Below are 20237 nucleotides of genomic sequence, written 5' to 3'. Positions count from 1 at the left end.
TTTCAAAGTGTTACAAAGTATCAAAATGCACGCTGGTAAGGCAGTATGCCGGAACGCAACATTTCCGCGGAGCCCAGACTGTGATCGCTGCTCAGGCCACGCAGTTCGATGTTGAATGAAACTTTGTTGTCATAAACGCTGGTATTGTTGCTGTTGTTCCAGTCGGTGATCTTGCGCTCGTAGCCCAAGGTCACTGCCCAGCAGCAGGTGTTGTACTTCAGACCGAGCAACTGATCGGCGGACTGTTGGGCACGGGTGTCGTAGTAATAAGCCCCCACGACGGCCCAGCGATCGGCGATTGGCCAACTGCCGGTGACGCCCACCTGCGAAATACCGTCCTGATAAGCCGGCACCTGTCTGGTGTTCAGTGCCGTCTCAATATACTCCGGCGTAGCGTAACGGTAGTTCAACTGCAATACGCGTTCGGAATCCTGACGGTATTCCACCACGGCGTTACCCAACGAGACGCTATTGAGACGCGTATCATACTGCAGGCCGCCACGCAGGCCCCAACGATCGTCAATCTTCCAATAGGTGTCGCCGGCCCAGGCCAGGCTACCGGTGTCGTCATTGTTGTCGTAATTCGTCGTTTTGTCGCCGGTACGGGAACGGCTGAAGTAGTAGATTTGACCCACGGAAACGTTAAAACGTTCAACCAGCGCGTCATCATAAATACGCGAGGTCAAACCGGTCGATACGCGGTTCTGTGAGGCAATGCGATCCAGGCCGCTGTAGGTGCGGTCGCGGAACAAACCGGAGTAGTCGGTTTGCAGCAGCGTGGTGTCGTAGGTGTAGATGTTGCTTTGATCGCGATAGGGTACATACAGGTACTGTACGCGTGGCTCGAGGGTCTGGGTATAGCCTTCGGACCAGTTCATTGGGCGATCGAACACCATCTTGCCGTCGACCTTGAACTGCGGCAACACGCGGTTGACCGAATCTTCGAGATCGGGGGCGTCGCTGCCGGTGCGGTTCTTGTAGTTGTTGGCGAAACCGTCAGGAATATCCTGCTGGTAATGGGTCGCCAGCAGCTTGGCTTCGGTATTGATACTGCCCCAACCGTTGGTCAGTGGCAGGCTGAGCGTCGGTTCCATATGCAGACGGGTGGCGTCCGGGCTATAGGGGTTGACGCTGATAAACTTGGCGGCCTGACCATAAATGCGGAAATCGAACGGGCCGAGATCCTCTTTATAGTAGTTCAGGTCGAGCTGCGGCTGAACTTTGTAGGAGTCTGAGCTGCTGCGATCGGTATCGTCATAAATCTGGAACTGTTTGGAGCTTAAAGTCGCGTCCCAGTTATCAATGGCGTAGCCGACGCTGAATTTCTGCGTCGCATAACCGTCGGTGGTCGAACCGTATTTGGAATCCAGATCGGTAAAGTATTTGGAGTCGCTGACCTTGGTGTAGTCGACGTTGAAACGCCACACCTGATCCATCACGCCGTTGTGATTCCAGTAGAACAACCAACGCTTACTGTCGTCAGGATTGTCCTTGCTGTATTCCTTGTCGTCCGGCAACCAGTCCAATTCCATCAGGCCCAGACCCGGCTGCACCAGGTAGCGGAATTCGTTCTGTAACTGCAGGCCACGTTTGGACATGTAATGCGGGGTGATAGTGGCGTCGAAGTTCGGCGCAATGTTCCAGTAATACGGCAGCATGAACTCAAAGCCATTGCTGCTGCCATATTTTGCGTTCGGGATCAGGAAGCCGGAACGACGCTTATCACCGACCGGCAATTGCAGGTACGGGCTGTAGAATACCGGTACACCGCCAATTTTGAAGCGGGCGTTCCAGATTTCAGCGACTTGCTCTTCGCGGTCGTGGATCACCTCGGAACCGACTACGCTCCAGCTGTTATCACCCGGCAAACAGGAGGTAAAGGTCCCGTTTTCCAAAATGGTGTAACGGTTGGCGCCGCGCATCTTCATTTTGTCGGCGTCGCCACGTCCCTGACGGCCTACCATTTGGTAGTCGCCTTCATAGACGTCGGTATCTTTATTATTCAGGTTCGACCAGGCTTTCGGGCCTTTCAACTTGATCTGGTTGTCGCTGTAGTGCACGTCACCCGTAGCGGTCACGGTGCGAACCGGTTCGGTTTGCCCCGCGTCTTGCGTCTGGTTCAGTTCAACCTGTTTGGCGGTCAGGGTGCTGTTGCCTTGTTCAATATTCACGTTGCCGGTGAACAGCGCGCTTTTCGGATAGTCCGCGCGTGAATCATCGGCGTGAATGGTGACAGGCAGGCTGTTAGGATCGCCGCTGACCAGCGGTTTGTCATAAACAGGAACGCCAAGCATACATTGCTCGGCCAGGTCAGCCAGCGCGTGCTGACTGTAGAGTGCCGTCCAAATCAGTGTGGCCAGCAGTGTTGGGAAACTTTTTTTCATACGCGGTTTTGGTGTTCCGTCATCAGAGGCGTCATGTCCGGCAAACGGTCAGAGACTATATCACTCATCTGCGTTGCGCTAGTGTTAAATCCGGCCGTTTACTTGCGTCGTCGATAGGCGCAAAGATAAATGACAGGTATGATAATCCAAATCCTGAGAAAAATCGCCTTAACCCTTACCTAAGACGGAAGGGAGCAGTCGGCTTTCGGCATGATAATTGAGGAGTATATGCAGTATTGGGGAAAACTGCTCGGGGTCATCGTGGCCATTTGGGCTGGCGCGGGATTCTGGGGTGTAGTTTTGGGGCTGATTGTCGGTCATATGATCGACTCTGCGCGTAGCAATAAGCGCAGCCGGGGCTTTTTTACCGACCAGCAAACGCGGCAAACGCTGTTTTTCCGCACCACTTTTCAGGTGATGGGTCACCTGACCAAATCAAAAGGGCGCGTTACCGAGGCGGATATTCAGATCGCCAGCCTGTTTATGGATCGTCTGCAACTGCACGGGGAAGCCCGTACCGCGGCGCAGCAGGCGTTTCGTGAAGGCAAACAGAGCCAGTTCCCGCTGAGAGAAACGCTGCAGCAGTTCCGCAGCATCTGCTTTGGCCGTTTTGACCTGATTAGGATGTTTCTGGAAATTCAGATCCAGGCGGCGTTTGCCGACGGCTCACTGCATCCTAACGAACGGCAGGTACTGTATGTGATCGCCGAAGAGCTGGGCATTTCACGTGCGCAGTTCGACCAGTTCCTCAGCATGATGGAGGGCGGACGCCAGTTTGGCGGCGGTCAGCAGGGCGGTTATTCGCAAGGTGGTTACCAGCAGGCGCAACGCGGTCCAACGCTGGAGGATGCCTGCAAGGTATTGGGTGTCAGCAGCAGCGACGACGCGACCACCATCAAGCGCGCCTACCGCAAGCTGATGAGCGAGCACCATCCGGATAAGCTGGTAGCGAAAGGTTTGCCGCCGCAAATGATGGAAATGGCCAAGCAGAAAGCGCAGGAAATTCAGGCGGCCTACGACCTGATCAAACGCGAGAAAGGCTTTAAGTAAAAAGAGGTGAGGGCTCGGTATTCTCTGAGCCCCTCTTTATATCGGTCAGAAGTCGGGTTCGACGCGAAAGTGCATCGGCGTCTGGAAAGCCGGATGGGTAATGCGCAGCTCTTGTGCATGCAGCTGTAAACGCGGCGCCATGGCTTTGGCTTCTGGCGTGGCATAGAAACCGTCGCCGAGGATAGGATGCCCCAGCGCCAGCATATGCACGCGCAGCTGGTGCGAGCGGCCAGTGATCGGCATGAGTTTGACCCGCGTGCTGCCGTCGGCGTCGCGTGACAACACCAGATATTCGGTTTGCGCCGCTTTGCCGGTCTCGAAACACACTTTCTGCAGCGGCCGATTCGGCCAGTCGCAAATCAGCGGTAAATCCACCAGACCTTCATCCTGCGCCAGATGCCCCCACACGCGGGCGATGTAGGACTTCTTCGGCTCGCGCTCACGGAACTGGCGCTTGAGTTCACGCTCGGCCGCCTTGTTCAGCGCCACCACAATCACCCCGCTGGTGGCCATATCCAGACGATGCACCGATTCGGCAGCCGGAAAATCCGCCTGAATGCGCGTCATCAGGCTGTCTTTATTTTCCGGCGCACGGCCCGGGACCGACAGCAGGCCACTTGGCTTGTTGACCACGATAATGTGCTCATCCTGATACAGGATATGCATCGGGCCCTGCGGGGGATTGTAGGGTTCCATTTTGTTGGCTCCGCTGAGAGTAACGGCCAGGGGAACTGCAGTTCCCCTGGCGCGGGTTACTGGTGAGTGACGACCACCAGACGGATTGCATCCAGACGCCATCCCGCTTCATTCAGGTTGAGCAGCACCTGCTTGCGGTTGAACTCCAGCGTTTCTACCTCGTCATCACGAATGTTCGGGTTGACCGCCTTCAGGGCTTCCAGACGAGCCAGCTCGGTGCTCAGCTTGTCATCCGCTTCCTGTTTGGCCTGCTCGATCAGGGCGCGAGCCTGTTCTTCAACCAGGCTTTCCGCCTGTTGCAACATGGCATGCACATCCTGTTGCACCGCATTGACCAGCTTGCTGGAGGTATGGCGGTTGACCGCGTTCAACTGGCGGTTGAAACTTTCGAATTCAACCTGCGCTGCCAGATTGGTGCCTTTGCGATCCATCAACATGCGGATAGGCGTTGGCGGCAGGAAGCGAGTCAGCTGCAGATGTTTCGGCGCCTGCGCTTCGACCACATACACCAGCTCGACCAGCAGGGTACCGACCGGCAGTGCCTTGTTTTTCAACAGGGAAACTGCACAGCTGCCGGTATCGCCGGACAGGATCAAGTCCAGGCCGTTGCGGATAATCGGGTGTTCCCAACTGACGAACTGGGCATCCTCACGCGACAGGGCCTGTTCACGATCGAAGGTGACGGTACAGCCGTCCTGCGGCAGCCCCGGGAAGTCGGGCACCAGCATGTGGTCGGACGGCGTCAGAACAATCAGGTTGTCGCTGCGATCGTCCTGGTTGATGCCGACGATATCGAACAGGTTCAGCGCGAAGCCCACCAGATTGACGTCGTTGTCCTGATTGGCAATGGCTTCCGCCAGCGCCTGCGCTTTCTCGCCGCCGTTGGAGTGCATTTCCAGCAGGCGGTCACGGCCCTGCTCGAGCTGCATTTTCAGGTGGTCGTGCTGCTGGCGGCAGGCGTGAATGAACTCGTCCAGCCCTTCCTGCTCGGTCGGCGAAGCCAGGAAAGCGATCAGCTGCTCGTAGCCGCTGTCGTAAATGGTACGGCCGGTCGGGCAGGTATGCTCGAAGGCATCGAGCCCTTCGTGGAACCAGCGGCCCAGAACTGCCTGAGCGGTGTTCTCCAGGTACGGCACCATGATTTGAATGTCATGCATCTGGCCGATACGGTCCAGACGGCCAATACGCTGTTCCAGCAGGTCCGGGTTGAACGGCAGGTCGAACATCACCAGATGGCTGGCGAACTGGAAGTTACGGCCTTCGGAGCCGATCTCGGAACACAACAGCACCTGGGCACCGTCTTCTTCGGAGGCGAAGTAAGCGGCGGCGCGGTCGCGTTCGATAATCGACAGGCCTTCGTGGAACACTGCGGCACGGATAGCTTCACGTTCCCGTAGCACTTGCTCCAATTGCAGCGCGGTGGCAGCCTTGGCGCAGATAACCAGCACTTTCTCATGGCGATTGGTCACCAGATAGTTCAGTAGCCATTCAACGCGAGGATCGAAGTTCCACCAGGTGGCGTTCTCGCCTTCGAATTCCTGATAGATTTGCTCTGGATAGAGCATGTCGCGTGCGCGCGCCTCAACGGTTTTCTTCGCGCCCATGATGCCGGACACTTTAATGGCGGTCTGGTACTGGGTCGGCAACGGCAGTTTGATCTGGTGCAGGTTGCGGTGTGGGAAGCCTTTGACGCCGTTGCGCGTGTTACGGAACAGTACGCGGCTGGTGCCGTGGCGGTCCATCAGCATGGTGACCAGTTCCTGACGCGCCTGCTCGCTGTTTTCACCGTCGCTGTTGGCGGCTTTCAGCAGCGGTTCAATGTCTTGTTCGTCGATCAGCTCGCCGAGCAGGTTCAGCTTGTCGTCGGCCAGGCGCTCACCGCTGAGTAACAGGGTAACGGCATCGGCCACCGGGCGATATTTTTGCTGTTCGGCAACAAAATCGTGGTAGTCGTGGAAACGGTTCGGATCCAGCAGGCGCAGACGGGCGAAGTGGCTTTGTTGGCCAAGTTGCTCTGGCGTTGCGGTCAGCAGCAGCACGCCGGGAATGTGTTCTGCCAGTTGTTCGATCACCTGGTATTCACGGCTCGGCGCATCTTCGCTCCAGGCCAGATGGTGCGCTTCATCCACCACCAACAGATCCCACTGGGCATCGGCCAGTTCTTCCAGGCGCTGCTTGTTGCGGCGTACGAAGTCCAGCGAGCAGATCACCAGCTGTTCGGTTTCAAACGGGTTGCTGCTGTCGAGTTTGGCCTCTGAGTAACGGCTGTCGTCAAACAGAGAGAAATACAGGTTGAAGCGGCGCATCATTTCGACCAGCCACTGGTGCTGCAGGGTTTCCGGCACCACGATCAATACGCGCTCGGCGCGACCTGCCAGCAACTGCTGGTGGATAATCATCCCGGCTTCGATGGTTTTACCCAATCCAACTTCGTCCGCCAACAAAACGCGCGGCGCATGACGCTGGCCGACTTCATAGGCGATATGCAACTGGTGCGGGATCAGGCTGGCACGCATGCCACGCAGGCCGGCGAACGGCAGGCGATACTGCTCGCTCTGGTATTTACGCGCGCGAAAACGCAGGGCGAAACGGTCCATACGGTCGATCTGGCCGGCAAACAGGCGGTCCTGCGGTTTGCTGAAGGTCAATTTGCTGTCCAGCAGCACTTCGCGCATCGCCACACCGCTCTCCTGGGTATCCAGGCGGGTGCCGATATAGGTCAGCAGACCGTTATCCTCTTTGACCTCTTCGACCTGCAGTTCCCACCCTTCGTGGTTGCTGATGGTGTCGCCCGGGTTGAACATCACGCGGGTGATTGGCGAGTCATTTCTGGCGTAGAGGCGGTTTTCACCGGTTGCGGGGAAAAGCAGGGTAATCATGCGCGCATCCAGCGCCACGACGGTTCCCAGTCCTAATTCGCTTTCCGTATCGCTGATCCAGCGTTGACCAAGTGTAAAAGGCATATATTGTCGGCTCGATTCTTTTAAGTAAGTCTTGTTACCGGGCGGAGAGGGCCGCGGCACCCGTATCAAACGTCTGCTAATCCCGATTTATTTTAATATGGCGGGCAATAGCTATTCATCCCATGCATACATCGTCAGACGACATGGGGGGTGTGTGGGTCCAGAATTTGGGAAGGGCGCTATGGTAATGGAAGGCGGCGCGTTCGTCACCTGCAAAACCCGATGATTTTTCTTAACCCTTCACCAAACCCTGCTGGCGGGCGGAATGTTAAAACAGTCCCATCTGCCCGGTCACCAGCGTGGTAAAATCGTCATGCAAAAATGGCAGTATAGCGTCTGCTACCGGCTGCAGCTGGCGCTCCAGATAATGGGGATAATCAATCGCCGACTGCTGGGTCTCCAGCGGCTCCGGCCCGGCCACGGTCATGACATAGCTGATCCAGCCGCCGTTTTGGTATTGCAACGGTCGTCCCTGCTGACGATTATAGTCGTCGGCGATACGTGCTGCGCGCACATGCGGTGGAACGTTGCGCTGATAGTCGTCCAGCTTTCTGCGCAGACGCTTGCGGTAGACCAGCCGATCGTCGAAATCACCGTTAAGCGTTTGACTAACGTATTCACGCACAAAATCCTGGTAGGGCTGGCGTTTAAAAATGCGTTGATACAGCAGGCGCTGAAACTGCTGTGCCAGCGGTGTCCAGTCGGTGCGCACCGTTTCCAATCCCTTGTAGACCATCTCTTCGCTGCCGTCCGGCTGGGCGATCAGCCCGGCGTAACGTTTTTTGCTGCCCTGCTCGGCGCCGCGAATGGTGGGCATCAGGAAACGTGAATAATGGGTTTCAAACTCCAGTTCCAGCGCATTCTCCAGCCCGTACTCTTGCTGCAAATGCTGTTGCCACCATTGGTTCACCTGTTGCACCAGCTTTCGGCCTATTTGCGCCGCTTGCTGCTCGTCATGCGGTTGTTTGAGCCAAACGAAGGTCGAGTCGGTATCGCCGTAGATCACCTGATACCCCTGCGCCTCGATCAGCTCGCGCGTTTGCCGCATGATTTCATGGCCGCGCAGGGTGATCGACGAGGCTAATCGGGGATCGAAAAAACGACAGCCGCTCGATCCTAATACGCCATACAGCGCGTTCATGATGATCTTTAAGGCCTGCGACAAGGCTTTGTTCTGCTGACGTTTCGCCGCTTCACGGCCTTGCCAGATCTGCTCGACGATCGCCGGCAAACAGTGCTTGCTGCGTGAAAAACGCGCGTGGCGAAAACCGGGCACCGAGTCCGCATCGCCTGGGTTTCGCATGCCTTCGACCAAGCCGACCGGATCGATCAGGAAGGTGCGGATGATTGAGGGATACAGGCTCTTGTAATCCAGCACCAGCACCGAGTCATACAGGCCGGGTTGCGAATCCATCACAAAACCGCCGGGGCTGTGTTCCTCGGGCTGTTCACCCAGGTTGGGGGCCACAAAGCCCAGCCGGTGCATGCGCGGCATATACAGATTGCTGAAGGCGGCCACCGAACCGCCGCTGCGGTCGGCTGCCAGCCCGGTAACCGTGGCGCGTTCCAGCAGGAAGGTCAGCAACTCGGTTTTGGCAAAAATTCGCGTAACCAGTTCGCAGTCTTTCAGGTTGTAACGCGCCAGCGCGGGCTTGTCTTCGGCAAAGCGCCGGTCGATTTCTGCCATGCGCTGGTAAGGGTTATCGATAGACTTGCCTTCTCCCAGCAGCGTTTGCGACACGTGTTCCAGGCTGAACGACGGAAAGTTCCAGGTGGCGGATTTCAGCGCTTCAATGCCGTCGATAATCAGGCGACCGGCAGCGGAAGCGAAAAAGTGATTCTGTTTGAAACCGTGTTCGCGCCACTCCAGCAGGTTGCCGCCACGGCCCAGTCGCAGCGGGATCTGATAGCGTTCGGCGTGTTTTTGCAGCACGCGCAAATCGAACTGCACCAGGTTCCAGCCAATAATGGCGTCGGGATCGTGCCGCTCAAGCCATTGGTTCAGCCGTTCCAGCATTTGCGGACGGCTGACGCAGTACTCCAACTCAAAATCCAGTGGTTCATTGCCGCCGTTGGCGGGCCCAAGCATGTAAACCTGGCGCTGGCCGCAGCCTTCCAGGGCAATCGAGTACAGCTCGCCGTGGGCGGTGGTTTCAATGTCCAGGGAGACCAGCTTCAAGGTTGGGCGGTATTCCGGCGCCGGTTTCATTTGGCCGCCCTGCAGCGGGCCGTTGCCGTTGGCCTGGCCGCTGAACCACACCGGTGCGGTGATGAAACGCTCCATCAGGTAGCGTTCCGGTGGACGGATATCGGCCTCGTAGACATTGACGCCACCGTCTTTCAGCAACTTTTCCAGCTTGATCAATTGGCGATGCTGCCGGCAGTAAAGCCCCACCACCGGGCGATGGTGAAAGTCAGTCAACGGCAGGGGTTTCAGCTCCAGTTGCCGCTCCTCACGCAGCAGCAGTTCAGCGCACTGGCGCTGTTCGGCCGGGATAAAGGCTACGGAGATCTGCGGCGCCAGACGAAGTTGCTGCGGTCCATTGTCGGTCGCCAGCCAAAACTCCACCTCGGTGCCGGCAGGCGTATCACGCCAGTGGCGGGTGAGCAGAAAGCCCTGTTGGAGTGACATCATATACCCTTCGTATTTCAAGCTGCGGCGTTGTTGGCTGCGTGCGTTCACCCCAGTCACTTACTTGGGTAAGCTCCTGGGGACTCTCGCTCTTGCCGCCTAGCCGCAACTTGAAATCCATTGGGTATTCCCCTGATGCTCAAGGCGTGGTGTCGTTGGCTGTTTGCGAAAGCTTTGGTTCTGGTAGATAAATTATAGTATGGGTTTTTATACAGTAATTGTCCATGGCCGCACAGTTCTGCCAAAAAAGCATACAATTCACAGGTTGACTCGCTCCCGGCCGCACCGGACAATCCCACGCCCACGCGCTTTGGATAACGAACAGAGGTTTAATGGAAGCCTATTTACAGCACTTGATCACCCAGTCATTGGCTTTCACTCTGATGGTGGTCATGTTTGTCGCGTTTCTGGAATCGCTGGCGCTGGTGGGGCTGTTGCTGCCCGGCACGGTCATGATGGCCAGTATCGGTGCGTTGATCGGCAGCGGTCAGGTAGATTTCTATTATGCCTGGGCTGCGGGCATCGTGGGTTGCCTGTTGGGTGACTGGATTTCTTACTTTATCGGCCGCGCCTTCAAGGGGCCGCTGCACCGCTGGTCATTCTTGAAGAAGAACAAAGCGATGCTGGACAAGACCGAGCACGCGTTGCATCAACACAGTATGGCGACCATCCTGATTGGGCGCTTTGTTGGCCCAACGCGCCCGCTGGTGCCGATGGTGGCCGGCATGCTCGATTTGCCGCCGTATAAATTCGCGTTGCCTAACATCATCGGCTGTATTGCCTGGCCACCAGTCTATTTCTTCCCCGGTATTTTGGCCGGCGTAGCCATCGATATCCCTGCCAGCGCCAACAGTGCGTTATTTAAGTGGTTGCTGTTTGCGGTAGTGGTATTGATTTGGTTGGCCGCCTGGCTGAGCTGGCGATGGTGGCGCGAAGGCAAACGCAGCGCCGACCGGCTTGGCAAGTGGCTGTCACCGGTACGTCTGCGGATGGCCTGCGTCCTGAGCTGGGGATTGGCGATCGGCACCTTTTATTATCTGCACCAGCAACCGCTGATGCCGGTTTATCGTCACCTGCTGTGGAAGGTGTTGGCTGGCTGATATCCCCGTTGTCTTTCAAGCGGCAGCGTTGTTGGCTGCGTCCCTAAACCCCAGTTACTTACCTAAGTAAGCGCCTGGGGATTCAGGCTCTTGCCGCCTAGCTGTCACGTGAAATCCATAGTGGATAGGGTTTGGTGTTCTGCCACCTTACTGGAAGAAGGCTTCCAGCTGTTCAAACACCCGCACGTCTTCGCTGTGGCGTTTTACCTGCAGCACATCTTCGAGTTTTTCTACCTGGCTGATCATCTGCATCAGCCGTTGATCGTCCGCCACCAATAGCCAGATGCGGCTTTGTTTACCGTCTTTCAGCGGCAGGCAAAGAATGCCCTCCACGTTGAAGGCGCGGCGGGCAAACAGGCCGCAGACGTGCGACATCACGCCAGGGTGGTTACGTACCGCCAGTTCCAGGATCACCTGTGGGTTATTGCGTTGTTCTGACATGGCTTATTCTCCAATCATGTCGATGTTGGCAGCGCCCGGCGGCACCATCGGGAAAACTTTTTCATTAATATCAATCAGCGCATGGATCAGGCAAGGCCCTGGACGTTGGATCGCTTCGGCCAGTGCCGCCTGCGGATCTTCTGCGGCATTCAAATCGCAGGTGTCCATCCCGAAACCGGCGGCAATCTTGATAAAGTCGGTGCGCTTGGGATAGGCGGCGGCGAAAATGCGCTGCTGGTAGAACAGCGTTTGCTGCTGGTGCACCAGCCCCAACGCCTGGTTGTTCATCAGGATAATTTTCACGTCCAGGTCATGTTCGACGGCGGTCGCCATTTCCTGAATGTTCATCATCAGGCTGCCGTCACCGGAGAAACACAGCACCTTGCGCTGCGGTTCGGCCAGGGCAGCGCCGATCGCCGCCGGCAGGCCGAAGCCCATGGTGCCCAGCCCGCCGGAGGTCAGCCACTGGCGCGGTCGGCTCAGCGGATAGGCTTGTGCTACCCACATCTGATGCTGGCCCACGTCGGTGGTAATGATGGCGTTTTCGTCCACGCAGCGCGCGGCAGCCAGCACCAGCCCGTAGTGGCTCAGCGGATCTTCGGCGTTAGGCATGCTGAACGGGAACTCGCGCTTGAGATCATTGACGGTACTCAGCCATTCGCTGCGTGGCTGCGCTTCGATTTGAGGCAGCAGTTGTTGCAATACCTGGCCTACGTCGGCGTGAATGGCAATATTGGCCTGCTTTACCTTGCCCAGTTCGGCGCGATCGATGTCCACGTGAATGATGCTGGCGTTTGGACAGAATTGCTCGGTCTTGCCAATCGCCCGATCGTCAAAGCGCGCGCCCAGCACGATCAGTAAATCAGCCTCTTGCAGAATAAAGTTGGTACTGCGCGCCGCATGCATACCCAGCATGCCCAGCGACAACGGATGCTGCACCGGCATGGCGCCCAATGCCATCAGCGTCATGGTGGTGGGCAGGTTGGCGCGTTCAGCGAGCTCAATCGCCTGCTGATAGGCGTTGGCGCAGATGATGCCGCCGCCCAGATACAACACCGGGCGTTTGGCCTGATTGATCATCGCGGCGGCCTGCGCCACGGCGGTAGCTTCAAAGGTTGGCGCCGCATCGGGAACGGCGATCGGCGGCAGTTGGTCCAGGCTGATAACCGCCGTTTGAACATCTTTCGGTACGTCGATCCACACCGGGCCAGGGCGGCCGGATTCAGCGATGCGGAATGCGTCACAGATCACCTGTGGCAGTTCGCGGATATCGCGGACCAAATGGTTGTGCTTAGTGATTGGAATCGAGATGCCGTAGGTGTCCACTTCCTGGAAGGCGTCGGTGCCAATCATCGAAGAGGGAACCTGGCCGGTGATGCACACCAGCGGGATAGAATCGAGTTTGGCGTCGGCGATGGCGGTGACCAGATTGGTCGCGCCCGGGCCGCTCGAGGCGATACAAACCGCCGCTTTCCCGTTAGCGCGTGCCATACCCTGCGCCATAAAACCCGCCCCCTGTTCGTGGCGAGCCAGTACGTGATGAATACGGGTGCTTTGGCTCAGCGCGTCATACAGCGGCAGTGCCGCGCCGCCGGGAATGCCGGCGACGGTGGTGATGCCATGACGCTCCAGCAGATGAACGATCAACTCTGCGCCGGTGAAGCGGTTACCTTGATGTGGCGTGCCCGAAATTGCCATGTTCCTATCCTTTCTCAAGGCCGGTTTGCTTTTCTGGGCAGGGGGCTAAAACTAAAAACCCCGCCCGGTTTGCGCCGGCGGGGTTTGGGAATCGATGCGTTGATTCGGACCCTACGGCGCATTGCCGACGACCACCACCACACGCACGACGACCACCGCGGCTGGTAGCGCGGTAATTAGTAGGGTCGAAGTCAGCGAGGATGCGATCACAGGGAACCTTATCATCAGTAAAAAAAGTCAGGTTTTTATAAAACCACAGGCGAAAAATTCGCACAACTGGTTTATTTGCACAGCATAAAAAACGGGCGGAAGATCACGGTTTGTGTGAAATGCCCAGCACCTTGGCTTCCGGCGCGCTGCCGTCCAGCAGCGCCTGCGTCGGGCCGTCGTAAAAAATACGGCCGTCCACCACCAGCAGGGTCCGTGGCGCGATGCGTGCGGCGTCATCCAGGTTGTGCGATACCATCAACAGCGTCAGGTTTCGCTGGTCGCAAACTTCCTGCAGCAGTTGCAGCATCTCGTTGCGTAAAGCCGGATCGAGCGCTGAAAAAGGTTCGTCGAGTAACAGGATGGGCCGCTGGCGGATCAGGCAACGCGCCAGGGCGGCACGCTGGCGTTGGCCACCGGAAAGTTGTGACGGCAGGCGGGGCAAATGTTCTTCCAGCCCTACTTGCCGGGCAATTTGCGCCAACTGCCGCTTCTGCTCCTCATTCAGCCGCAGGCCGGGATCCAGGCCTAAACCGATGTTCTGCGCCACCGTCAGGTGGGCGAACAGGTTATTTTCCTGAAACAGCATCGAGACCGGGCGCTTGGCTGGCGGCGTGCCGGTGTGGTCGCTACCGTTGAGCAGCAACCTGCCGCTGGCGGACGGCAGAAAACCGGCGATCAGGCTGAGCAGAGTGCTCTTCCCCGCCCCGCTGGGGCCCAGCACCGCGACGCGTTCGCCCGGTTGAATACGCAGGTCGAAGCGCATTGGCAGGTGTTCATACAGGTAGGTCAGTTTTTCAAGCTTTAGCATATGTCCTTCATCTTTCACGTTGCCGCTGTGTTGGCTTTCTTCACTTATCCCAGTCACTTAGGGAACTAAGCTCCTGGGAATGCGCTCAGTCGCCGCCTTGCTGCAGCTTGAAATCTATCGGTCAGAGCGGCCCGGTAAGCGTTCGATCAGGGTAAACAGCAGGAAGCACAATAACAGCAACAGCAGCGCGGTGACCGCGCCGTCATTACTGCGGTAGGCGCCGATCTGCTGGTACAGGTAAAAAGGCAGGGTGCGGAAATGTTCGTTGCCAAACAGTGCCACCACGCCGAAATCGCCGATCGACAGTACGCAGGCGAAGGCCAGCGCCTGGGCCAACGGGCGGCGCAGCGCTTTCAGCTCAATCCAGCGTAGCCGCTGCCAGCCCTGAATATCCAGCGACAGGCACAGCGGATTATAACGTTCGGCCAGGTCGCGCATGGGGTTTTCCAACACTTTTAGCGCATAGGGCACGGCCATCAACGCATTGGTGAGGATCACCAGCGCGTACGGCGACTGCGGCAGCCCGACAGTGTCGCTCAACAGCAGGAAGAAACCGGTGGCCAGCACAATGCCCGGCATCGCCAGGATCACCATACCGCTCAACTCCAGCGCGTGCCCCCAACGCAGTCTCTGTTGCAGCTTCAGCTCACGGCTGCTCCACAGCAGCATCATGGTCAGCACGACACAAAGTACGCCCGCCCCCAGAGCGATGCGCAACGAAGTGAACAATGCCTGCCACAACACCTGTTGCTGCAGGACGCTAACCATCGTTTGATTGGCGCCGTCGGCGATCACCGCCAGCAGTGGGGGCAACAGCAGCAGCAACGCAGCGGCAATCAGCAAAAAGTCACTGATGCGTCGCCACAGGCTGTCTTCCGGATTACGCCAGATAGTGGCATGGGTATTGCCGACCGGCAGCGCCTGGCTCAGGCGCTGGCTGAAGATCACCAGCCCCAGGCAGCATGCCAGTTGGATCAGCGCCAGCAGCGCGGCGCGGCTGAGATCGTAGTCGTAACTGAGCGCCTGATAGATGGCCAGTTCGATGGTGGTTGCCTGCGGCCCACCTCCCAGCGACAGTACGGTGGCGAAGCTGGCGAAGCACAGCATAAAGATCAGCGCGCCGCTCGGCAGGATTTGACGGCGCAGCGCCGGCCACTCGACAAAGCGAAACTGCTGCCAACCGCTCATGCCGAGCTGGGCTGCCAATTGGCGCTGTTCAACCGGGATGTTTTCCAGCGCCTGCAGCAACAGACGTGTCGCCAACGGCAGGTTGAAGAACATGTGCGCCAGCAGGATGCCCTGCAGACCATAAGGCGTGAAACTGTAGTTAATGCCCAGCCAGCCACACAGCATTGCCAACCAGCCCTGGCGGCCATATATGCTGAGCAGGCCGAATACCGCCACCAGCACCGGCAGCACCAGCGTCATGGCGCAGAGCCGCAGCAGTAACTGACGACCGGGGAAACGGCGGCGATAGAGCGCCCGAGCCAGCAGTAGCGCGGGTAGCACCGAGATCAGCGCGGACAGCAGGGCCTGCCAAAACGTGAAGCGCACTACGTGCCACAGGTAGCTGTCTTGCCATATACCACGCCAATCGCTGTCCGGCGCGTGCCGCCACAGCGACCCCATCGCCAGCACGGCGATGGTCAGGATCAGGCCGGCGGCCAGCAGCCCCGGCCATAGCCAACGCGGGATCAGTGGCTGACGGCGGTTTGCCATGCCCGGATCCAGTTGCTGCGTTGTTTGGCTACATCTTCTGCGCTGTACTGCAGTGCGGTCTGCGGGACGGTCATTTGGTCAAATCCGGCCGGCAGTGAGGTCTTGATCACCGGGTACATCCAGTTGCCGGTAGGAATGGCGTTTTGGAACGCCGGGGATACCATAAATTGCATAAAGCGTTCCGCCAACTCAGGTTGCTTGCTGGCCTTGAGTTTGCCCGCCACTTCCACCTGCAGATAATGGCCTTCACTGAAGTTGGCCGCGGCGTAGCTGTCTTTTTTTTCTTCAATCAGATGGTAGGCTGGGGAGGTGGTGTAGCTAAGCACCAAATCGCCTTCGCCTTTCAGGAACAGGCCATAGGCTTCGCTCCAGCCCTTGGTCACGGTGACGGTTTTCTTCGCCAGCTTCTGCCAGGCTGCCGGTGCCTGATCGCCATACACTTTCTGCATCCACAGCAGCAGACCCAAACCTGGGGTACTGGTACGCGGATCCTCATAGATCACTTTCCAGTTCTGGCTGCTGTCGACCAGCTCATGCAGGCTTTTGGGCGGGTTTTTCAGCTTTTCTTTGTTGTAAACGAAGGCAAAGTAGCCGTAGTCATAGGGGACGAAGGTTTTGTCTTGCCAGCCGCCCGGTACGTTCAATTTGCTGCTGTCGACGTCGCTTGGCGCGAATAGCCCGGTTTGCTGCGCCGCCTGCAGCAGGTTGTTGTCCAGCCCCAGCACCACGTCGGCGGCGCTGTTTTTGCCTTCCATGCGCAGGCGGTTAAGCAGTGAGACACCGTCTTCCAGCGCGACAAATTTCAGCTCGCATTCGCATTGGGCCTCAAAGGCTTTTTTGACCGACGGGCCAGGGCCCCAGTCAGCGGCGAAGGAATCGTAGGTGTAGACCGTCAGCGTGGGCTTGGCGAACACCGGTGCGGCGCACAGCAACAGTAACAAGGGCAGGCTTTTTTTGACCACTTTGCACTCCTGAAAATTTAGGGGGGCAAGGGTATCTGAGGGGGCAAGCGGCTGATGCCGGATCGCTGGGCTCAAATCCCTCCGCCGGTATTGACCGGATCAGGTTCGACGGGTTTGTTCTCAGCAAAACCGGCCGCTTGCGTTTTCATTACGCTGCTGTCGTTTTGCACCCCGTTGAGACGGCGCCATTGTAAAGACTAACGGGCGCCGGTGAAAGGTGCTTATGCTTCCGGCGGCGCAAACCAGGCGGATTTGAAATCGAACCAACCCAGAGTGTTCATTCGCACGCCGCGCATGCTGCGCTGGCCATGCAGTTGCAGCCAGTGGTGGAACAGAGGATGCAATTGATGGCCGCTGACCAGACGTTGGCAAAAATCCGCCAGCGGCAGGGCATTGGCGCGCCACAGCGCCGCATCTTCGGACAAGTCCTCACTCATGCAGTGCTGCATCAGCGGCAGTTCATACAGGGTGGCGAACAGTGAGAACTCCAGCGGCAGGTAAAAGTTGGCGCTGCCGAGCCACAAATCGGTGCTCGCGTCGCCTTTATGCCAGGTAGCGTAATCGACAATCTGAATATTCAGCTTAATGCCGTGCTGCGCCAGCAGCGGCTCGATGGCCTGCTGAATGGCGTGGAACTCCGAGTGTTCGCTGTAGTAGGTCAGGGTCAGTTCGGTCAATCCGGCCGGTTTGGGCTGCAATGCCAGCGCGCGATTGTGGTGCCAGCGCGGCAGAATGCCGTAGGCCGGTGACCAATAGCGTTGATAAACAGGGCCGGCGTTGCTCAGGAGCGAAATAGGGTTGATCAGTTCGCATAACCAGCTGCGGATGACCGGATCGGCCGCCAGCGGGGAGCGCTGATCGAATAGCAGAAAATAGCAGCCTTCTTCCAGTCGACTTTCCAGCTCGTTTTTCCCGGTATCGTCCGCCTGGAGCTGTACGCCGGAGTGTACCAGTTCTTCGGTCACCTCTGGCAGCACCCAGATATTGACCTCGTCGATCAGTGCGCGATAGCCAAAGTAATCATCAAAGGCGTGAATTTTCATCTGGCTGCGGTGATTGCGCACCACGCTATAGGGGCCGGTACCGACCGGATGGCGCGAGAACTCCGGCAGGCTTTGCCACTCGCGCGGCAATATCATGGCGTGCACGCTGCCCAGCAGCCACGGCAGCCAGTAATCGGGGCTGTGCAGATGCACGTCAATCACGTAGGGCGTCGGCGACGTCACGCGTTCGATATGGGAGAACAGCGGTTGTGGCATCAACCGGCTGAGCGAACTGATGACATCTTCCATTTCCAGCTCGCGCCCATGGTGGAAATGAATGGCCGGGCGTAAATAAAAGCGCCAATGCAACGGCGTTAAAGCTTGCCAGTGATGAGAAAGATCGGATTCCAGTTCCCCGTTTTCCTCATTTATCCGCGTCAGGCCGCTGAAAATTTGTCTCGCCAAATGGGTTTCCGAGCGCCGCAGCGCCGAGCCCGGCAACAGATTGTACAGTTGCCGGTAATAGAGCACGCGCAGGATGTGTTTACCCTGACGAAAGCTGCGGCCCAGTTGGGACAGCAGCATCTGCCGCACCACATTTTTATCGCCGACCAGTTGCACCAGCTGATCGATACGATCCTGCTCCAGCAACTCCTCGGCACGCTGTTGCTGCAACGCCAGACCGGTATAGTGAAAGGTCAGTTGCGAACGCTTGCCGCGCCCCGATTCTGCCTGCCAGGTCAGCCAGCCCTGCTGCTGCATGGCGCCCAGTAGTGATCGCACGTGGCGACGCGAGCAGCTGAGCACTTCGGCCAGCTCCTGTAACGTGGTTTCGGTCGGTTCGCCATGGCAGCGCTGCCACAGGCGAATGAACTGCTGTTGCAATCTGGAAGTGGGCATAAAAGAGGAAGGCTCCGGCGGTAACCCATCAATTTATCTTTCCCTATATTACGCCGATAATTTTCCTCAATGAAAGGGGGAGGGCGACGGATGAAAGTTTTCTTGTCAAAACAGTTCTATCAGCGCTACTTCAGCGCAGTACGCCGGCAGCATGCTGACTGGTTGGGACTGGTACCTGAACAGGCGCGGCTGGAGATGTTGGCTCACCTGACCCAATGGGATATCGCGTCAATGACGGACAAGCAATACCGCGAGCACCTCTGAGGCTTCGGTAGCGAAAGTGTTTCTGAGTAATGGTGCTGTTCACCAGCCAGTGGGGTTATACCCACTGGTTTTTTTATTGTGGGCTGCGGGGATATTGTTGCAATTTTTTCCCCTTGGCCTAAGGTTCTGTCTTCCGCATTAAGGGCCTGAGACGAAGATATGAAACGACTGCATTGGCTGCCACGCCGCTTTAATCCCGTCTTTGCCGCTTTCCTGCTGATTGCTTTCCTTTCCGGTATTGCCGGAGCGCTATTGGCGCCGACCCTGAGCCTGTTTTTAACCACCGAGGTTAAGGTCCGGCCGCTGTGGGTGGGGCTGTTCTATACCGTTAACGCCATTGTCGGCATCGCGGTCAGTTTTCTGCTGGCCAAACGTTCGGACACGCGCGGCGATCGACGCAAGCTGATCCTGGTGTGCTGCCTGATGGCGGTCGGCAACTGCCTGCTTTTTGCCTTCAACCGTGACTATTTGACGCTGATTACGGCCGGGGTGCTGCTGTCGGCGATTGCCAACACCGCCATGCCACAGATTTTCGCACTGGCGCGGGAATATGCTGACAGCTCGGCACGTGAAGTGGTGATGTTCAGTTCGGTCATGCGTGCGCAGCTGTCGTTGGCCTGGGTGATTGGCCCGCCGCTTTCGTTTACGCTGGCGCTGAATTACGGCTTTACGGTGATGTTCGTTATTGCCGCGGCGACCTTTGCAATTTGTGCATTGCTGGTGTGGTTTACGCTGCCTTCGGTGCCGCGTGTCGCGCCGGTAGAACCTGCCGATACGCTAATCGCAGCCCCTTCGGCACCGATTGCCCCAGTCAGCGCCTGGCGGAACCCGGATGTCAGGCGGTTGTTTATCGCCTCGGTGCTGATGTGGACCTGCAATACCATGTACATCATAGACATGCCGTTGTATATCACCGCCGATCTGGGCCTGCCGGAGAACCTGGCGGGGCTGCTGATGGGCACGGCGGCCGGGCTGGAGATCCCGGCGATGCTGCTGGCCGGTTATTACGTCAAGCGCTTCGGCAAACGCAATATGATGCTGTTCGCCGTGGTGGCAGGCATCCTGTTTTATGCCGGGCTGGTGGTGTTCAAGTTCAAGCTGGCGCTGATGGTATTACAGCTGTTCAATGCCATCTTTATCGGCATCATCGCCGGTATCGGCATGCTCTATTTCCAGGACCTGATGCCAGGGCGGCCCGGTGCGGCGACAACGCTGTTTACCAACAGTATTTCTACCGGGGTGATCCTGGCCGGGGTGCTGCAGGGCGCGTTGGTGGAAAACCTGGGCCATTACGCGGTGTATTGGTTGGCGGCACTGCTGGCGGTGGCGGCGTTATGGATGAGCGCCCGCGTGCGAGAAGTGTGAGTGTAAACGTCGTCAATATTGACGCATGTCATTGAGAACATTACGCCAACGGCCCAAGCTAA

General features: G+C 57.7%; 15 protein-coding genes and 1 riboswitch. Of the genes, 4 read left to right on the top strand and 11 right to left on the bottom strand.

Going from position 1 to position 20237, the window contains the following annotated elements; all coding sequences use genetic code 11:
* Nucleotides 1-20: 20 nt before the first annotated feature.
* Nucleotides 21-2384, bottom strand: coding sequence for an LPS assembly protein LptD (gene lptD / locus ACMGG1_RS20880; protein ID WP_122077138.1), 2364 nt, complete (start codon nucleotides 2382-2384; stop codon nucleotides 21-23).
* A 228-nt stretch (nucleotides 2385-2612) separates the two neighbouring features.
* Between lptD and djlA the strand changes: the two genes are divergently transcribed.
* Complete coding sequence (gene djlA, locus ACMGG1_RS20875; RefSeq protein ID WP_020825180.1) at nucleotides 2613-3434, top strand: co-chaperone DjlA; 822 nt, start codon at nucleotides 2613-2615, stop codon at nucleotides 3432-3434.
* A gap of 45 nt (nucleotides 3435-3479) precedes the next feature.
* On the opposite strand, the gene rluA is transcribed toward djlA, so the two are convergent.
* The 3 genes from rluA to ACMGG1_RS20860 all read right to left on the bottom strand — a co-directional run bounded on the left by rluA (nucleotide 3480) and on the right by ACMGG1_RS20860 (nucleotide 9725).
* Nucleotides 3480-4130 (bottom strand): bifunctional tRNA pseudouridine(32) synthase/23S rRNA pseudouridine(746) synthase RluA, encoded by a 651-nt coding sequence (gene rluA / locus ACMGG1_RS20870; protein ID WP_046374535.1) that lies wholly within the window; start codon nucleotides 4128-4130, stop codon nucleotides 3480-3482.
* Between the two features lie 56 nt (nucleotides 4131-4186).
* Nucleotides 4187-7093, bottom strand: coding sequence for an RNA polymerase-associated protein RapA (rapA, locus tag ACMGG1_RS20865; protein WP_201895748.1), 2907 nt, complete (start codon nucleotides 7091-7093; stop codon nucleotides 4187-4189).
* A 268-nt stretch (nucleotides 7094-7361) separates the two neighbouring features.
* The gene (locus ACMGG1_RS20860) at nucleotides 7362-9725 is read right to left on the bottom strand and encodes a DNA polymerase II (RefSeq protein WP_414161462.1); all 2364 of its coding nucleotides are present in this window, start codon (nucleotides 9723-9725) and stop codon (nucleotides 7362-7364) included.
* Nucleotides 9726-10057: 332 nt separating this feature from the next.
* Between ACMGG1_RS20860 and ACMGG1_RS20855 the strand changes: the two genes are divergently transcribed.
* Nucleotides 10058-10825: a DedA family protein gene (locus tag ACMGG1_RS20855; protein ID WP_187962274.1), complete on the top strand. Its 768-nt coding sequence runs from the start codon at nucleotides 10058-10060 to the stop codon at nucleotides 10823-10825.
* Between the two features lie 147 nt (nucleotides 10826-10972).
* Here ACMGG1_RS20855 and ilvN read toward each other — a convergent pair whose 3' ends face one another.
* The 7 genes from ilvN to sgrR form a co-directional block, all read right to left on the bottom strand.
* On the bottom strand, nucleotides 10973-11266 hold the full coding sequence (ilvN, locus tag ACMGG1_RS20850; RefSeq protein WP_116691300.1) for an acetolactate synthase small subunit: 294 nt from the start codon (nucleotides 11264-11266) through the stop codon (nucleotides 10973-10975).
* 3 nt (nucleotides 11267-11269) lie between these two features.
* Complete coding sequence (gene ilvB, locus ACMGG1_RS20845; protein WP_410529148.1) at nucleotides 11270-12964, bottom strand: acetolactate synthase large subunit; 1695 nt, start codon at nucleotides 12962-12964, stop codon at nucleotides 11270-11272.
* Nucleotides 12965-13075: 111 nt separating this feature from the next.
* Nucleotides 13076-13189, bottom strand: a complete 114-nt coding sequence (ivbL, locus tag ACMGG1_RS20840; RefSeq protein WP_218167600.1) for an ilvB operon leader peptide IvbL — start codon at nucleotides 13187-13189, stop codon at nucleotides 13076-13078.
* Between the two features lie 88 nt (nucleotides 13190-13277).
* Nucleotides 13278-13982, bottom strand: coding sequence for a thiamine ABC transporter ATP-binding protein ThiQ (gene thiQ / locus ACMGG1_RS20835; protein ID WP_041415214.1), 705 nt, complete (start codon nucleotides 13980-13982; stop codon nucleotides 13278-13280).
* 114 nt (nucleotides 13983-14096) lie between these two features.
* Entirely contained in the window at nucleotides 14097-15701 is a 1605-nt protein-coding gene (gene thiP, locus ACMGG1_RS20830; protein ID WP_201895746.1) for a thiamine/thiamine pyrophosphate ABC transporter permease ThiP, read from the bottom strand.
* Nucleotides 15677-16663 carry a thiamine ABC transporter substrate binding subunit gene (gene thiB, locus ACMGG1_RS20825; protein ID WP_201895745.1) on the bottom strand — a complete coding sequence of 329 codons (987 nt, stop codon included), beginning with the start codon at nucleotides 16661-16663 and terminating at the stop codon, nucleotides 15677-15679. Before thiB ends, thiP begins: the two co-directional genes overlap by 25 nt.
* A 58-nt stretch (nucleotides 16664-16721) precedes the next feature.
* A riboswitch (TPP riboswitch) is annotated at nucleotides 16722-16847 on the bottom strand.
* Between the two features lie 37 nt (nucleotides 16848-16884).
* Nucleotides 16885-18546, bottom strand: coding sequence for an HTH-type transcriptional regulator SgrR (gene sgrR / locus ACMGG1_RS20820; RefSeq protein WP_414160993.1), 1662 nt, complete (start codon nucleotides 18544-18546; stop codon nucleotides 16885-16887).
* A gap of 90 nt (nucleotides 18547-18636) precedes the next feature.
* Here sgrR and sgrT point away from each other — a divergent pair, with 90 nt between their 5' ends.
* Both sgrT and ACMGG1_RS20810 read left to right on the top strand, forming a co-directional pair.
* Entirely contained in the window at nucleotides 18637-18810 is a 174-nt protein-coding gene (gene sgrT, locus ACMGG1_RS20815; protein ID WP_020825191.1) for a glucose uptake inhibitor SgrT, read from the top strand.
* Between the two features lie 159 nt (nucleotides 18811-18969).
* Nucleotides 18970-20175 (top strand): sugar efflux transporter, encoded by a 1206-nt coding sequence (locus tag ACMGG1_RS20810; protein WP_128865013.1) that lies wholly within the window; start codon nucleotides 18970-18972, stop codon nucleotides 20173-20175.
* Nucleotides 20176-20237: the final 62 nt, after the last annotated feature.

It is taken from the genome of Serratia sp. BNK-12, assembly GCF_047456085.1.
In the GTDB taxonomy this organism is placed as follows: Bacteria; Pseudomonadota; Gammaproteobacteria; order Enterobacterales; family Enterobacteriaceae; genus Serratia; species Serratia liquefaciens.
This window is presented reverse-complemented; position numbering and strand designations above follow the sequence as displayed.

What these genes read in the sequence shown, in the direction of transcription:
- lptD (WP_122077138.1), bottom strand. Translation starts at nt 2,384, where the DNA reads ATGAAAAAAAGTTTCCCAACACTGCTGGCCACACTGATTTGGACGGCA.
- djlA (WP_020825180.1), top strand. Translation starts at nt 2,613, where the DNA reads ATGCAGTATTGGGGAAAACTGCTCGGGGTCATCGTGGCCATTTGGGCT.
- rluA (WP_046374535.1), bottom strand. Translation starts at nt 4,130, where the DNA reads ATGGAACCCTACAATCCCCCGCAGGGCCCGATGCATATCCTGTATCAG.
- rapA (WP_201895748.1), bottom strand. Translation starts at nt 7,093, where the DNA reads ATGCCTTTTACACTTGGTCAACGCTGGATCAGCGATACGGAAAGCGAA.
- ACMGG1_RS20860 (WP_414161462.1), bottom strand. Translation starts at nt 9,725, where the DNA reads ATGTCACTCCAACAGGGCTTTCTGCTCACCCGCCACTGGCGTGATACG.
- ACMGG1_RS20855 (WP_187962274.1), top strand. Translation starts at nt 10,058, where the DNA reads ATGGAAGCCTATTTACAGCACTTGATCACCCAGTCATTGGCTTTCACT.
- ilvN (WP_116691300.1), bottom strand. Translation starts at nt 11,266, where the DNA reads ATGTCAGAACAACGCAATAACCCACAGGTGATCCTGGAACTGGCGGTA.
- ilvB (WP_410529148.1), bottom strand. Translation starts at nt 12,964, where the DNA reads ATGGCAATTTCGGGCACGCCACATCAAGGTAACCGCTTCACCGGCGCA.
- ivbL (WP_218167600.1), bottom strand. Translation starts at nt 13,189, where the DNA reads ATGATAAGGTTCCCTGTGATCGCATCCTCGCTGACTTCGACCCTACTA.
- thiQ (WP_041415214.1), bottom strand. Translation starts at nt 13,982, where the DNA reads ATGCTAAAGCTTGAAAAACTGACCTACCTGTATGAACACCTGCCAATG.
- thiP (WP_201895746.1), bottom strand. Translation starts at nt 15,701, where the DNA reads ATGGCAAACCGCCGTCAGCCACTGATCCCGCGTTGGCTATGGCCGGGG.
- sgrR (WP_414160993.1), bottom strand. Translation starts at nt 18,546, where the DNA reads ATGCCCACTTCCAGATTGCAACAGCAGTTCATTCGCCTGTGGCAGCGC.
- sgrT (WP_020825191.1), top strand. Translation starts at nt 18,637, where the DNA reads ATGAAAGTTTTCTTGTCAAAACAGTTCTATCAGCGCTACTTCAGCGCA.
- ACMGG1_RS20810 (WP_128865013.1), top strand. Translation starts at nt 18,970, where the DNA reads ATGAAACGACTGCATTGGCTGCCACGCCGCTTTAATCCCGTCTTTGCC.